At 67.6% G+C, this 13857-nt stretch carries 13 protein-coding genes; 5 read left to right on the top strand and 8 right to left on the bottom strand.

All coding sequences use genetic code 11. The annotated features are described in order from the left end of the window. Positions 1-45: 45 nt before the first annotated feature. The 5 genes from VUN84_14890 to VUN84_14870 all read right to left on the bottom strand — a co-directional run bounded on the left by VUN84_14890 (position 46) and on the right by VUN84_14870 (position 4012). Positions 46-903, bottom strand: coding sequence for a DUF427 domain-containing protein (locus VUN84_14890; GenBank protein ID XAS63565.1), 858 nt, complete (start codon positions 901-903; stop codon positions 46-48). A 66-nt stretch (positions 904-969) separates the two neighbouring features. Then, positions 970-1575: a TetR/AcrR family transcriptional regulator gene (locus VUN84_14885; GenBank protein ID XAS63564.1), complete on the bottom strand. Its 606-nt coding sequence runs from the start codon at positions 1573-1575 to the stop codon at positions 970-972. A 97-nt stretch (positions 1576-1672) separates the two neighbouring features. Then, complete coding sequence (paaK, locus tag VUN84_14880; GenBank protein ID XAS63563.1) at positions 1673-3001, bottom strand: phenylacetate--CoA ligase PaaK; 1329 nt, start codon at positions 2999-3001, stop codon at positions 1673-1675. 17 nt (positions 3002-3018) lie between these two features. Beyond that, positions 3019-3555: a hotdog fold thioesterase gene (locus tag VUN84_14875; protein XAS63562.1), complete on the bottom strand. Its 537-nt coding sequence runs from the start codon at positions 3553-3555 to the stop codon at positions 3019-3021. Positions 3556-3691: 136 nt separating this feature from the next. Beyond that, positions 3692-4012: a hypothetical protein gene (locus tag VUN84_14870; GenBank protein ID XAS63561.1), complete on the bottom strand. Its 321-nt coding sequence runs from the start codon at positions 4010-4012 to the stop codon at positions 3692-3694. A 144-nt stretch (positions 4013-4156) separates the two neighbouring features. Here VUN84_14870 and pta point away from each other — a divergent pair, with 144 nt between their 5' ends. Continuing rightward, positions 4157-6268, top strand: a complete 2112-nt coding sequence (pta, locus tag VUN84_14865; protein ID XAS63560.1) for a phosphate acetyltransferase — start codon at positions 4157-4159, stop codon at positions 6266-6268. Between the two features lie 30 nt (positions 6269-6298). Here pta and VUN84_14860 read toward each other — a convergent pair whose 3' ends face one another. Continuing rightward, complete coding sequence (locus VUN84_14860; GenBank protein ID XAS63559.1) at positions 6299-6559, bottom strand: hypothetical protein; 261 nt, start codon at positions 6557-6559, stop codon at positions 6299-6301. 192 nt (positions 6560-6751) lie between these two features. Between VUN84_14860 and VUN84_14855 the strand changes: the two genes are divergently transcribed. Next, complete coding sequence (locus tag VUN84_14855; GenBank protein XAS63558.1) at positions 6752-7921, top strand: acetate kinase; 1170 nt, start codon at positions 6752-6754, stop codon at positions 7919-7921. 59 nt (positions 7922-7980) lie between these two features. Continuing rightward, positions 7981-8556, top strand: a complete 576-nt coding sequence (locus tag VUN84_14850; protein XAS63557.1) for a GNAT family protein — start codon at positions 7981-7983, stop codon at positions 8554-8556. Positions 8557-8740: 184 nt separating this feature from the next. On the opposite strand, the gene VUN84_14845 is transcribed toward VUN84_14850, so the two are convergent. Then, the gene (locus tag VUN84_14845; protein ID XAS63556.1) at positions 8741-11230 is read right to left on the bottom strand and encodes a hypothetical protein; all 2490 of its coding nucleotides are present in this window, start codon (positions 11228-11230) and stop codon (positions 8741-8743) included. An 8-nt stretch (positions 11231-11238) separates the two neighbouring features. Further along, positions 11239-11892, bottom strand: a complete 654-nt coding sequence (locus VUN84_14840; protein ID XAS63555.1) for a peptidoglycan-binding protein — start codon at positions 11890-11892, stop codon at positions 11239-11241. A 427-nt stretch (positions 11893-12319) separates the two neighbouring features. Between VUN84_14840 and VUN84_14835 the strand changes: the two genes are divergently transcribed. Together VUN84_14835 and VUN84_14830 are read left to right on the top strand one after the other, a co-directional pair. Next, positions 12320-13192, top strand: coding sequence for a hypothetical protein (locus VUN84_14835; GenBank protein XAS63554.1), 873 nt, complete (start codon positions 12320-12322; stop codon positions 13190-13192). Next, positions 13146-13841, top strand: a complete 696-nt coding sequence (locus VUN84_14830; protein ID XAS63553.1) for a hypothetical protein — start codon at positions 13146-13148, stop codon at positions 13839-13841. The genes VUN84_14835 and VUN84_14830 overlap by 47 nt, the downstream gene beginning before the upstream one ends. Positions 13842-13857 lie beyond the last annotated feature (16 nt).

Genomic DNA, 13857 nt, shown 5'->3' with positions numbered 1-13857 from the left:
CGTCCCGGCCTGCCCGGGGCGCTGTTCCATGCACCGCGCGGCGCCTCAGCCGGCCCCCGGACCGCCCGGGCGGGACCACGGCGTCACAGGGCGGGGCTGCAGCTCACCGCCCACGCTCAGGTCGACCCGCTCGTTGAAGAAACTGATGAGGCCGTGGATCTGGGCGGCGTCGAGGAACCGCCGGTCGTAACTCCACGCAAGGTTCCGGCCCTGCGCCGAGCCCGGGACGCTCCAATAACTGGCTTGGCCCTTGTACGGGCAGACGGTCCGCTTGGGGCTCTCCTGCAGCAGGTCCAGCCGCACGTCCGCGGGCGGGATGTAGTAGCGCACCGGGAGCATCGTTTCGTAGAGCAGCTGCGCGCCGCCGGTCTTGGCCAGCGTCACGCCGTCGAGCGCTACCTGCACCTCCACGGACGATGCGCGGATATCAACGCGGTGGAACGGATCCCGGGGGTGGCCGATGATCTCCTCATCGTCCTCGAGCCAGTCGAAGGCGGCAAAGTCCAGCACCACATAGCCGGCCAGGTCGGGGTCCTCGGGCCGGAACGCGCCGCGGGGAACGGTCGCCGCAGCCGTCACGACGTCGAGTTCCTCCCCGGCGCAGGTGTGGTTGCCAAACGCCGTCGTGGGGTCGAGGGACGTCGCGGCAGCACCCTGCCGGAGGGCGAAGGGGTGCTCCTCGGGAGAGCCCGCCGGCAGTGTCGGCACGCTGAGCCGGGCCAGCAGGTCCTGCTCCGGCACGGCAAAGACCGGGGTGATCCGCCGCGGTTCCCAGATCAGGCACGCCTGCTGTGTGTCGACGACGGCGGTCCGGCCGAGGCTCGCACGGATCCTTTTGGGAGTGGGCTCGTACCGGAGCCGGGGGAAAGTGCCCATGAGTACGTGGGAGAGTTTGGTGGCCATGCTCACAGCGTGGCCCGGGTGCGCGGCGCGGTCAATGGGATTCCGGTGGAGCCCCGGACCGCTCGACTAGCGGGGGACGTGGAGGCCGTGGAAGGCCATGGTGATGACGTCGTCGGCGAGTTTCTCGGGGGAGAGGGAACCCCCCGGCTTGTACCACTCGACGATCGAGTTGATCGTCCCGAAGAGCAGCCGGGTCACGGTGCGCGGGTCGATGTCCTGGCGGAGCGAGCCTTCGTCGCGGGCCGCCGAGATCAAGGCCGCCACCTTGTGGTCGAAGGTGCGCCGGCGTTCCATGGCGTTCCGCTCAATTTCGGTGTTGCCGCGCAGGCGCAGCAGCAACGTGACGAACGGGAGCCGGTCCACCAGCACCGAGATGGTTTCGCGAAGAACGAACTCAAGCCGCGCCTCGGCCGTGCCGGTCAGAGCCTGGGGCTGGTCCAGGATGGCTTCGAGCCCGCCCAGGGCGTGGTCCAGTGCCAGTTTCAGGAGGTCCCCCTTGGAGGGGACGTGGTGGTAGATGGCGGACTTGGAGATGCCCAAGTTTTCCGCGAGGATGCCCATGGAGGTGGCATCGTAGCCGTGGCGGTTGAAGACGTCCACGGCGATCACCAGCACCGACTGCTGGTCATAACCGGGACGGCCGCGTTTGGTGCTGCTTGCTGTGGTGGGCATACTCGCTAGTTTCTCATGAACGATCGGTCGGCCCGGCAGGTGTGGCTTAAGGGACACCCAGCCGGGCCGGCCGACGCGGGGGAGCGCGGAAAGGGGCTCAGGCCTTGGGGCGCATGTCGTAGATCCGGCGGAGCTTGCCGTTGGACCGCTCCAGGGAGCCGGGTTCGACGACGTCGACGGTGCAGGAGGAGCCGACGTGGATCTTGATTTGCTGCTGCAGGACCTTGGCCGCGGAGGCGACGCCCTCGACTGTGACGGACTCGCGGCGTTCGATCCTGACGGTCAACTGGTCCATCCGCTGGCCCTCGGGACGGGTGAGCTCCAGCTGGAAATGCGGGCTCAGCTCGGGGACCCGGAGTGCGATCTCCTCAATCTGGGAGGGGAACAGGTTCACGCCGCGAAGGATGATCATGTCATCGCTGCGGCCGGTGATGCGGCCCATGCGGCGGTGCGCGGGACGGGCGGTGCCGGGCAGCAGCCGGGTGAGGTCCTTCGTGCGGTACCGGATGATAGGCAGCGCTTCCTTGGTCAGGGACGTGAAGACCAGTTCGCCGTGTTCTCCATCGCCCAGGACCACTGAGGGATCGAAGGCGTCGATGATCTCGGGACGGAAGTGGTCCTCCCAGATGTGGCTGCCATCCTGGGTTTCCACGGCCTCGCCGGCGACGCCCGGGCCCATGACCTCGGAAAGCCCGTAAATGTCGCAGGCCTTGATGTTCATGGTCGCTTCGAGCTCATGGCGCATTTCCTCAGTCCACGGCTCTGCGCCCAGGACGGCGTACTTGAGCGAGGTGGAAGCCGGGTCGATGCCCTGCTTCATCATGGCGTCGGCGATGGTCAGCAGGTAGGTCGGGGTGGCCAGGATCGCATCCGGCTTGAAGTCCTGGATGAGGGTGATCTGGCGTTCGGTCTGGCCGCCGGAGATCGGAATGACTGTGCAGCCCAGGGCCTCGGCGCCGGCGTGGGCACCCATGCCGCCGGTGAAGAGGCCGTAGCCGTAAGCGTTGTGGACCTTCATGCCGGGGCGGACGCCGGAGGCGCGCAGCGAACGTGCCACGAGCTTGGCCCAGTCGGCGAGGTCCTGCTTGGTGTAGCCCACCACCGTGGCGCGGCCGGTGGTTCCCGAGCTCGCGTGGATGCGGGCCACCTCCTGCTGCGGTACGGCGAACATGCCGAAGGGGTACTCCAGTCGGAGGTCTTCTTTGGTGGTGAAGGGGAACTTGGCGAGGTCGGAGAGTTCGCGGAGGTCCGTGGGGTGGACGCCGTGCTCGTCGAACTTGCGCTTGTACAGGGGGACGCGGTCGTACGCGTAGGCCACGGTGTGCTGCAGGCGGCTGAGCTGCAAAGCCTCGAGCTCGTCGCGGGAGATGGTTTCTTCGCGGTCCAGGACAGCATCACTGGTGGGGGCGACGGTTTCTTGGGTCATCTGGGGTTCCCTGTTTCTTATTTCTTGGAGATGGTGCGGCTGCGGCCGCGGAACTCGGCGACGAGTTCCCACGCAGAGGCGTTGGTGGCTGTGTCGGTGGGGAGCTGGCCCGGGACCGTGGCGGGGTCCTGGCCGGCGGGTGCCGATCCCGGTGCCGTAGGCGTGCCCGCACCGGGATCGGCGGCGTAGATCTGGATGTCGTAGAGGCCGCTTCGTCCCGTGCTGGCGCGGCGGTTGGCGACGGCGGTCAAAACCTGGCCGCGGAAGGCCGGCTTGAGGAAATTGATGTCGACCCCGGACGCCACGGTGATGGTGGACTCGTCACCCGGCTCCGGGCTCGCAGGATTGCAGGCCAGCGCGAAGGCTGTGTCGCCGAAGGCAAAGATCATGCCGCCGTGGGCCATCCCGAATCCATTGAGCATTTCTTGCCGGAGCGTCATGCGGATCGTGGCATGCCCGTCATTCAGGGCCACCACGTCAATGCCCATCCACTCCGAGGCGTAGTCGTCCTTCAGGATGGGGTGGGTGTTCCCGGACATCGTCAGTTCAGCCATGCGTCATTGCCTCCAGCTTTATTTACCGAATGTTCATTAGGTAATCCCATTCGGGTGCCTTCTGTCAAGAGATGGCGACGCGGAGGCCCGGATTGTAGACACATTCCAGGGGGCAGCGGTGGGGGAGAATAAGGAGTCAGCCCCGTTGGAACGTCAGGTCCCAGGGTTCGCGGCCGCGCCCGGTCTGGGTCCATCCGTCGCGCTGAAGGCCGCTGACAAGCTCCTCCAGGCTGCGGGTCAGCCCCGGGGCCCAGGCCTCCTCGGGTGGCACCGGTGAGACCGGCGTCGGGGATGAGAACGTCGAACTTGAGTAACGGATTTCACCGCCCACACGGCCAATGAACCGAAGCTGAGTGCTTCCCGTCTGGGACGTGAGGGTGGTGAGGATGCGGGCCCACCAGGCCGTCCCGCCGACATCCTGCAGTTCAATCCGGCAAGTTTCCGCGTGATCCTCCATTCTCCCCACAGTGGCTGGCGGGAGGACGGCGGGCAAGAGGCCAAAGTCCTGCGGCCGGTGTCCGCGGCTACGTGGAGAAAGCGGTACAACAAGTGAAAGTATGGACGGACCGAGCACCACTCCGGCACAACCTAAGGGCGGACCATGGCCAAGGGGATTTACGTCAGCGCGACCACACCGGGATCCGGGAAGTCACTCGTAGCGTTGGGGCTGGCGGACACGCTGCACCGCCACGCGGACCGGATCGGTTTCTTCAAGCCTGTGGTCAACGGATCCGACCCCGCCGCCGACCCCATGGTGGCCCTGATGAAGTCCCGGTTCGACCTGGATGACCAGCGCTGCCGCGGGGGCCTGACCTTTGCCGAAGTCCGTGGACTCCTGGCCGAGGGGAACAGGGCCGAGATCGACGCCCGCTGCGTGGAGATGTTCGCCGAAATGTCACACCACGCCGACGTGGTGATCATCGAGGGAACCGACCTCACGGGCCAGGACGCCGCCGTCGAATTCGACCTCAATGCCCGCCTGGCCAACAACCTGGCCGCGTCCATCGTGGCCGTCGTGGGCGCCAAGGGACGGACTGTCGCGGAGGCGGCCGACGCCGTCGAGGTCGCCCGGAAGGAACTCCTCGCCGAACGCTGTTCGCTCCTGGCGATAATGGTGAACCGGGCCGACCCGGCGGACCTGGAGGCCATTGCGGCAGCCGTCCGTCCCGGCGCCTCGGGCCGGCCCGTGTACGTGCTGCCGGAGCTGGAGGCCATTGCCCGGCCCACCACCGGGGAGGTTGCCGCAGCTCTTGGCCTGGGCCAGGTGGCCGGCTTGCCGGACCTGGAACGTGACGTGCATTCGGTCAAGGTGGCCGCTATGAACGTGGCCAACTTCCTGCACGTGCTCGACGACGGCGCCCTGGTGATCGTTCCCGGTGACCGGGCCGACGTGCTGGTCGCCTGCCTGGCGTCGTCGTTTTCGCATGACTTCCCGGTCCCGTCGGCGCTCATTCTGACCGGTGGCCTGGCTCCGGATCCCACCATCTATTCGCTGCTGGCACAGGCACCGTTCCCCATCTTCGCCGCCCAGGATGACACCTATGTCACTGCCAAGCGGGTCTCTGAGGTGCGCAGCGAAATCTGGTCCGGGCATCGCCGCAAGGTGGCCTCTGCCCTGGGTTTGTGGGCCCGGCGGGTGGACGAGGCCGAACTGCTCGAACGGCTGCACCTGCCGCGGCCGGAACGGATGACGCCGCTGCGGTTCCTGCACGACCTCATCGAACGGGCCCGGCTGCAGCGCCGGCACATCGTGCTGCCCGAGGGGGAGGACGTGCGGATCCTGCGGGCCGCTGAAATCCTGCACCGCCGGGACGTGTGTGAGCTCACCATCCTGGGCAACGAGTCGGCGGTCCGGGAGCTGGCGTCCACCCAGGGCGTTGACCTCTCCGGCATGAATATCGTGGACCCGGCGACGTCGGAGCTGCGCCAGGAGTTTGCCCGGAAGTATGCGCAGCTGCGCGCGCACAAGGGTGTGGACCTCGCCCGGGCGCTGGAACTCATGCTGGACGGCAGCTACTTCGGTACCATGATGGTGCAGCTCGGCGTGGTGGACGGCATGGTTTCCGGCGCCGCGCACACCACGGCACACACCATCCGGCCGGCGCTGGAGTTCGTGAAGACGCGCGAGGGCGTGAAGATCGTCTCCTCAGTGTTCCTGATGCTGATGCCGGACCGGGTGCTGGTCTACGGCGACTGCGCGGTCAATCCCGATCCGAACGCCGAGCAGTTGGCGGACATCGCCCTGGCCTCCGCCGAGACTGCCGTGCAGTTCGGCGTGGAACCGCGCGTGGCCATGCTGTCCTACTCCACCGGCGGCTCGGGGACCGGCGAGGCGGTGGACAAAGTCCGGCAGGCCACCGAGATGGTCCGCACCCGCCGCCCGGATCTCGCCGTCGAGGGCCCCATCCAGTACGACGCGGCAGTGGACGCTGCGATCGCCCAGTCCAAAATGCCCGAATCGTCCGTCGCCGGGCAAGCCACGGTGTTCATCTTCCCGGACCTCAATACCGGCAACAACACCTACAAGGCGGTGCAGCAGTCCTCGGGGGCGGTCGCCGTCGGGCCCGTCCTCCAGGGGCTCCGGAAGCCCGTCAATGATCTCTCCCGCGGCTGCACCGTGGAGGACATCGTCAACACGGTGGCCATCACCGCGGTCCAGGCGCAGTCCGTGGGGCCGGCCGTGGAGCCGGCGCCCGCGGCTGCGCATGCCTAGCCAACCGTCTTCCGGGCAGCTGTTTCCCGGTTAGCTGTTTCCCGGCTCCACCGGGCTGTCCGGGTCTTCCTGCTCGGCAGGTTCGTCAGCCAAGCCTGCCGGTGTGAGGTCCAGGTCCGCCAGGTTCTCAGGGGGCTGGGGCGCTTCTCCGACCTCGGCGGCCTTGAGGTTCCCCGTGTCGTCCAGGGCCGGGTTGGCGCCCTCGACGCCGGTGGGATCTGTTGAACCGGACGTGCTGGGCTCGGTGCCCTCCGGCTCGGTGCCCTCCGGCTGGGTTGCTTCGTCAGTCATGGAAATCCCTTCGTGAGTGTCCTGGTGGTCCGCCGACTCTAGGCGCCCGCCGGAGCTTTCGCAACGGATGCCCGCGCGTGCCGGTCCGGCAATTTATAGTGGGTCCCACGGAGTGCTCTGCCAGGCTCCGGCGAATGCCAAATCCGGCGCACCCTCCGGGGTCGGCGCAGCAGCCAAGGCGTAGGAGGCCCCATGCTCGTGCTCGTTATCAACTCAGGCTCGTCCTCGCTGAAGTACCAGGTCCGCGATGTTGGAGCCGGCAGCGTGCTCGCCGAGGGACTGGTCGAGAAGATCGGAATGGGCACCGGCGGCGGCGGCGACGGCCAGATCGAGGGTCCCCGCGACCACGCCGAGGCGCTGGAGCAGGTGGATGAGGAGATCCATGCGGCCCTGGGCGGCCGGGTGCTCGACGCTGTGGGGCACCGGGTGGTGCACGGCGGCGAGCGATTCTCCGCCCCGGTCCTGATCAACAACGAGATCACCCGGGCCATTGAGCGGCTGAACCCGCTGGCGCCCCTGCACAACCCCGCGAACGTGCTGGGCATCCGGGCAATCTCGAAGAAGTGGCCGGACATGCCGCAGGTGGCCGTGTTCGACACCGCCTTCCACCGCACCCTCCCGGAGCACGCCTGGCGCTACGCGGTGCCGGATGAGCTGTATACCAATCACGGGATCCGCCGCTACGGCTTCCACGGCACCTCGCACGAGTTCGTCGCGCACCGGGCGGCAGCGCTGCTGGATGTTCCGGGAGAGGAGTTCGACGCCGTCATCGCCCACCTGGGCAACGGAGCCTCCGTCACGGCGATCCGCGGCGGGCAGTCTGTAGACACCTCGATGGGCTTCACCCCGCTGGAGGGTCTGGTGATGGGCACCCGATCCGGTGACCTGGACCCGTCCATCCTGGTGTTCCTCGGCCGGGCCGGCTGGTCCCCGGAGGATCTCGACGCGATGCTGAACCGGCAGTCCGGGCTCAAGGGCCTGGCCGGCAGCAACGACATGCGCACGGTGGTGGACGCCGCGGACGCCGGGGACGCCAAAGCGGCCATGGCGCTCGCCGTGGCGTCCTACCGGCTCGCAAAGTACATCGGCGGCTACCACGTGGCCGTCGGCGGGGCGAAGGCGCTGGTGTTCACCGCCGGAATCGGGGAGAACTCGCATCGGTTCCGTGCCCTCGTCGCGGCGCGGCTCGCTGCCCTCGGCGTGGAGCTCGACGCCGGCCTGAACAGCGAACGCTCCAAGGAACCCCGGGTGATTTCCTCGGCCTCCTCGGCCATTCCCGTCCTCGTGGTGCCCACGGACGAGGAGCGTGCCATCGCCGAGGCCACGGCCGCCGTCGTCACCGGCTCACCCGCCGCTCCTTAACGGCCCTTTTGCGGTCCGGAACGGCACGTGTGGACCAACCAATGGGTAGCGTGGGGGCCATGACGGAACTGAACCTGCCCCTGCGCACCGAACGGCTGGTGTTGCGCCGCTTCGAGGCCGCGGACCTGGACCCATACTTCGCTTACCACTCGTTGCCCGAGACCGCCCGGTTCCTGCCCGGGGAGGCGAAGAGCTACACCAAGTCCATGGAGTCCGTGGGCAAGTACGCCAACTTCGTCTTCGAGAAGGAGGGCGACTGGATCTGCCTGGCCATCGAGGCCGCAGACTCGCCCCGGCTGCTCGGCGAGGTGGTGCTGAAATGGCTGCCCGGCTGCGGCCAGGCCGAGATCGGCTGGAGCCTGGCCCCGGAGGCCCGCGGCAAGGGCATCGCGTCCGAGGCCGCCGGGGCTTTGCTGACGCTGGGCTTCGGGGAGCTCGGCTTCCACCGGATCAACGCCAAGCTCGATGCGCTCAACACGGCCTCCGCGGCGCTGTGCGAACGCCTCGGCATGCGGCTGGAATCCACCCAGGTGGATAAGTGGCACTACAAGGGCCAGTGGGCCACGGAAGTGGTCTACGCACTCCTCTCGGATGAGTGGATTGCCCGGCAGCCAGCCAAAGACTCTACGGACTGACGGCCTGCCCGTGCAGGGCCCACCGGTTCGCCCCGGATGGCCGCTAAGGGCGTCCCATAGCGGCCATCTTCGGCGAACAGGCGCCCGAAACACACTCCGGCCAAGGAGCGCCGGCGAAAGAGTCTGCCCCCGGCTCCGGGGCCCCGAAGGCCCAAGCTCTCACGGCTTCGGCCGCCGAGACGACCTAAGGTGCCGGCGGGGCCGTGGCTTTCGGTGCCGGCGGGGCTGTGGCTTTCGGTGCCGGCGGGGCTGTGGCTTTCGGTGCCGGCGGGGCCGTGTTTGTTGGGTCCGGCGACGGCGTGGCCGGAGCCGGTGCGGTGGCCGTTCCTGCGGACTCCGTGGTCCGCGGCTCCGCGCTCGCCGGGGACGTGGCGGCCGGGGTCGTGGCGGCCGGGTCCTGACCGGCGGGAACGGTGGCCGCGGTCCCGCCTGGCGTGGCGGGCGGCGCAGGGTCAGCAGGGCCGGGGGTCGCCGTCGGGCTCGGTCCCGGCGAGCTGCCTGTGGTGGCGGGAGCCGTGCCGGACGAAACACCCGGTGTGGCGCTGGGGTCGCTCTTGATGACGTCCATGATTTGAACCTTGAAGGCGTCCAGTCGCCCCTGGATCTCCGAGAGCGGCACATTCTGCAGATTCCGGCCGTATTCCGCGATCTGCTGCCAGAGCTCATTGAGCCGGGCCAAGCCGTCGGCGCTCATCGGCCCGTCCAGGGTGAGGACCAACTGGCTCGCCAGGGCGTAGGTCAGACACCGGACGCAGTTGTAGTTCGCGGCTGCAGACAGATTCTCCGGAACGATCACGTCGGTCTGGCCCACGATCAGCACCACCTGGAACCCCACCGCGACGGCGGCGCAGTCCGCGCAGTTGGCGAAGGCGTAGGCCTCGTTCCGGGTGGTGACATCCGTCCCGTCGTCGGCCCAGACCAGTGCGAAGGCGACGTCGTAGACAACGGAACCGTCGGTGGTGTTGACGGCGAGCGACTGGTTGCCGTCCTCCTCCGGCGCGGCCGGCTGGTCGAAGGGGAACACCCACGACGGCGCCGTCGTCCCGGCAGACCCGGCAGTACCGGCAGTACCGGCGTCCCGCGGCACCAGCACCATGCTGAGTTGCGGTTCCTCCCGGGTGGGCTTCTTGGCGCCGGCGGACCAGAGCGCGACGGTCCGGCCGGCCCGGCCTTCCCGTATCCCGGTGGCGGTGCTTGCCGGGAAGATCGCGGTGGTGGCGTCGGCCAGCGTGCCCCGCTCATACGGCTGGACGGGACGGTAGCTTTCGGCGCCGGGCCACCACGCCCAGGCGAGCCCGGCGGTGACAGCTGCAACGGCCACGAGGGCGGTTGCACGGTGCAGGGCCTTACCCCGGGTCTTCAGCCAGAGGGCGGCGAACAGTTGGCGTCCCAGGCGGAACAGGATGAAGAAGACGCCGGCGACGGGCAGTGCAACGGCGGCGATCGCCAGGATCCGCACGGCGGCGTCGACCATGTCCCCGCCGGCGAGGCTGTGGTTGAACATGGCGTACTGTTTTTGCCCGCTGTCCCATGCGGTTCCGAGGAGCCGCGGCACGGACAGCACCATCATGACCAGGCTGAAGACCAGCAGGGGAACTGTGATGAGTACCCACGCGGTCACCACGGCGCGGGCCCACGGCTGGAGGACCTGCGCTTCCGGATCTTTCGGGCGCCACGGCAGGAGGCTCAGCAGGGTCGGCTTGATCCGCTGGAACAGGTCCGGGACCCCGGCGGCGTCCGCGAGGATGTGGTAGCCGTCGAAGCGGACCAGCGGCATCAGCTGTCGGACCATCTGAAGCACCTGGGTCACGACGACGAGCAGCAGCGCATCAAAGCCGGTGGCCCACCAAATGCCCATGATGGCGACAGCGACGATCGCGTTGAAGTACAGGCCACCGAGGTCGGTCCGGATGCGCCCGGCCCGGCCCAGCCGGTAGGAATCGGTGACGTCGGTAAAGAACGCGGGCCAGATCAGGTAGAGGCCGGTGCCCATCGCTCCCGGGGTCGCTCCGCCGCGGCGGGCTGCCGCAGCGTGCCCGAACTCGTGGAAGCCGGCGGACAGCACGGTCACGGCCAGGATCAGCAGCACCAGTCCCGGGTTGGCGAAGGCCTCGTGCGTGGCCGAAGCCAGGCCCTTCACCATCAGCACCCACCAGCAGCTGGCGAGGAACGCCGCGGTGACAAGGACCACGATCAGCGGGTTGAAAAGCGCCGCGAAGGGCGCCGTGATCCGGCGGGTGCGGTCCGGGTCGCTGACGGTGTAGCGGAACTTCATCCCCAGCAGCGGGTCGGCCTTGCGCACCTCGGGCTGGGAGCCGTCGGCCAGCTGGAGCAGTCCCAGCGGCAGCAGCTGTGAGTCGATCAGGGTCCGGACGTTGTCAGCGCTGACCTGCCGGCCGGACCCGGTGCTGGCGTGGTTGGCGATCTCCTCCATCCCGCGGGTGCCGTCCATCGCCTCGAGGACCAGGTACAGCAACCGGGTCAGCTGGAGGGTTTGGCCGTCGGCGCGGCGGACCAGGGAGGGTGCCTCGCGGTAACCGGAGCCCTGTGTTTCGCCGAGCAGCTGGACGCCGTCGGCCCGGACCGGGACCTTCAGCGTGCCGGCCGCGGACGACGGCACAGCGGCGACCGGCGGGCCGTCCGGGAAGGACGGCCCGCCGTGCGGAATGCTCATCCCGGGAACTACTGCCGGAGGTCGGACTGCTGGTCGGCCGTAGCCGTGGCTTCGCCCGCGATGTCCTGGTTGATGATGGCATCCTGCTGCGAGACGGCGAAAGCGTCGCTGTCGATCGAACCGATGTTGGCGGCGACGGCGGCATCGATCGGGGCGGCGACGTTGGCGTTGGCGGCCACGGCACCGTTGATCGGGGCGGCGATGTCCGCCGCGGCGTCCAGGTCCACGTTGACATTCAGCAGGTTGGAATTGAGGGCGCTGTTGACGTCGGTCGGCAGTGCGCTTTCCTCCGCCGTGACCTCCGTGGCGCCAGTGTCGGTGCCGTCGGTGCTGCCGGTGTCCTGCTCGATCGAGCTGTCCTGCGCGGATTCAGCCGTAGCATCGGCGTCAATGCCCTGGTTGATGATGACGCCCTGGTCTGAAAGCGCCTGGGCGTCCGAGCCGAAGGACAAGATGTTCGCCGAGGCCGCGGCATCGATCGGGGCGGCGACGTTGGCGTTGGCTGCGACGGCGAGGTCGATCGGCGCGGCCGCGTTGAGGCCGAGGTCAAGGTCGGCGTTGAGGTCCAGGACGGAGGCCACCTCCTTGTCCGGAAGTGCGGTGCCTGCCTCCGCCATCAGCTCGTCGTCGCTCAGCGGTGTCAATCCCTGTTCAGTGCTCACGAATAGCTCCAGTTCCGGCACGGTTTCTGCTGCCCCCAGTGAGCAGTTTCCAGACCGATGTGCCTCATGCGACTCAATAGTAAGCATGGTTAGCATCTATCCGGTAGACGGCTCCCGATATTTCGCCAGGGCTGTCACCGGCCTGTGACCAGCCACAACACCCGCGGAGCCGCTGAGCTCCCAAAACCCAGCCCGTCGGCGAGAGAGTAACAGCGGGAAAACTTCGGTCTTTCTGAACCTCGAAAGGTGCTTCTTTCAGCCGGTGAAACAGTGCGTCAACACCACGATTCTCCCAGCTCAGAAGCGCTTTTCCTCGTCTAAGGCGCGCTGAGGCGGCCACCCCCGCGCGCACCCTGCGCTGGGGTTTGTGCCGTCCTTTGATGGAGCGCCGGGGGCGTTTCTGCTAGCGTCCTTTTGTATGAGGGCCGTGCGCTTTTCGCCCACGATGGAGATCGAGGCCGAACGGGAAGCCGAGTTGACCCGGGAGATCCTGGAGCGGATGGCGGCCGCGCAAACGGCGAACTCCGACAGGCACCGCCACGCGATTCGCGATGCGCATGCCAAGAGCCACGCCATTCTGAAGGCGACTCTGAGGATGCACGAGAAGTTGGCACCGGAACCCGCCCAGGGGATCTTCGCGAATCCCGGTTCGTTCCCGGCAGTGGTCCGTCTGTCGTCGTCGCCGGGCGACATCCATCCGGATCGGGTTCCCGCACCGCGTGGGTTCGCGACGAAGGTCATCGGGGTGCCGGGCGAACGGCTGCTGCCGGCCCTGGGCGGCCACAACCAGGACTTTTTGATGGTCAATTTTCCGGTGCTCGCCTTCGGAACGATCGGCAAGTACCAGCAGATGCTGACGCTGCTGGAGAAAAACGCCGCGGCTCCGGACTTTTTCCAGCGGATCGTGGCCGGAACCGCCCGCCTCGCCGAGGGAGCCGTGCAGGCGGTCGGCGCCACCCCGAACGCGGCACTGCAGGGCATGGCCAGAGACAACAACAACATGCTGGGAGAGACCTACCGCAGGACGGCCACACTCCCGCGCGTCGCAACTACGGCGACGACATCCTGTCTTTCAATCCGTGGAACGGCGTGCAGGCACACCAGCCGCTCGGGTCGATCATGCGCATCCGCAAGCCGGCCTATGAGCGCTCGAGCGCGTTCCGGCACGAACAGAACGCGCTCGACCGGATCGAACCCGATTCCCTGGAACAAATCCCTGATTGAACCCGCCACTAAGACAAGGGAGCCCCATCATGGCCGACCACGAAGACCCACGTCTGCAGGACGAGAAGAAGTTTGATGAGATCCGGCGTCGTGTCGCGGAAGTCGCGAAAGATGCGCCGCCGCTGGCCAGGATCGCGCTCGAAGCCATGGTCCGCAAGCACAATCCGGACCTGAAGGGCACCGCCGAGTCTGCGGGCCGGGTGGGCATGCGATCGGGCAAGGTCTCGGAACTGACGGTCATCGTCGACCTGAAGCCCGGTGGTGCCCAGCGGCTTCAAAGGATCTTCGATTTGACCAAGGGCAACATGGACGGCGCGCAGCGGGTCTCAACGCTGCACGACATGCGTTTCGTTTTCATCGACGACAACACCCGCATCCTGTTCGCGACCGCCTACGACGGGGACTGGGACAGTTACATCAGTGATTTCGCCACCAAGATCCCGGAGCTTATGGATCTGCTGTTTCAGAACGTCGAGGGCTGGCCCGGCATCTCCAGCCCGACCGTCAAGGATTTCATCGCCGGACACCAGATCAACGCCGCCGGCTGGTTCGTCGCCAATCCTCAGGTGACGGTGGTCGATGTCCGACGGATGCAACGCACCGAACACGCCCTCGACACGTTCTTCGATGCCATGACCGGACGCGACGATCTTGATCCCAAGACGGCGGCAGCGATGAAGTCGCTGACCGACGCGATTTCGACACCGGAGGCGGTGGACTACTGAGATGGCCGGACTGGCT

The sequence above is a fragment of the Micrococcaceae bacterium Sec5.8 genome (assembly GCA_039636775.1).
In the GTDB taxonomy this organism is placed as follows: domain Bacteria; phylum Actinomycetota; class Actinomycetes; order Actinomycetales; family Micrococcaceae; genus Arthrobacter.
This window is presented reverse-complemented; position numbering and strand designations above follow the sequence as displayed.

Bases quoted from the DNA above. Each gene is read 5' to 3' on its own strand.
- VUN84_14850 (XAS63557.1), top strand. From the start codon at position 7,981: ATGACGGAACTGAACCTGCCCCTGCGCACCGAACGGCTGGTGTTGCGC.
- paaK (XAS63563.1), bottom strand. From the start codon at position 3,001: ATGACCCAAGAAACCGTCGCCCCCACCAGTGATGCTGTCCTGGACCGC.
- VUN84_14860 (XAS63559.1), bottom strand. From the start codon at position 6,559: ATGACTGACGAAGCAACCCAGCCGGAGGGCACCGAGCCGGAGGGCACC.
- VUN84_14875 (XAS63562.1), bottom strand. From the start codon at position 3,555: ATGGCTGAACTGACGATGTCCGGGAACACCCACCCCATCCTGAAGGAC.
- pta (XAS63560.1), top strand. From the start codon at position 4,157: ATGGCCAAGGGGATTTACGTCAGCGCGACCACACCGGGATCCGGGAAG.
- VUN84_14885 (XAS63564.1), bottom strand. From the start codon at position 1,575: ATGCCCACCACAGCAAGCAGCACCAAACGCGGCCGTCCCGGTTATGAC.
- VUN84_14870 (XAS63561.1), bottom strand. From the start codon at position 4,012: ATGGAGGATCACGCGGAAACTTGCCGGATTGAACTGCAGGATGTCGGC.
- VUN84_14890 (XAS63565.1), bottom strand. From the start codon at position 903: ATGGCCACCAAACTCTCCCACGTACTCATGGGCACTTTCCCCCGGCTC.
- VUN84_14845 (XAS63556.1), bottom strand. From the start codon at position 11,230: ATGAGCATTCCGCACGGCGGGCCGTCCTTCCCGGACGGCCCGCCGGTC.
- VUN84_14830 (XAS63553.1), top strand. From the start codon at position 13,146: ATGGCCGACCACGAAGACCCACGTCTGCAGGACGAGAAGAAGTTTGAT.
- VUN84_14855 (XAS63558.1), top strand. From the start codon at position 6,752: ATGCTCGTGCTCGTTATCAACTCAGGCTCGTCCTCGCTGAAGTACCAG.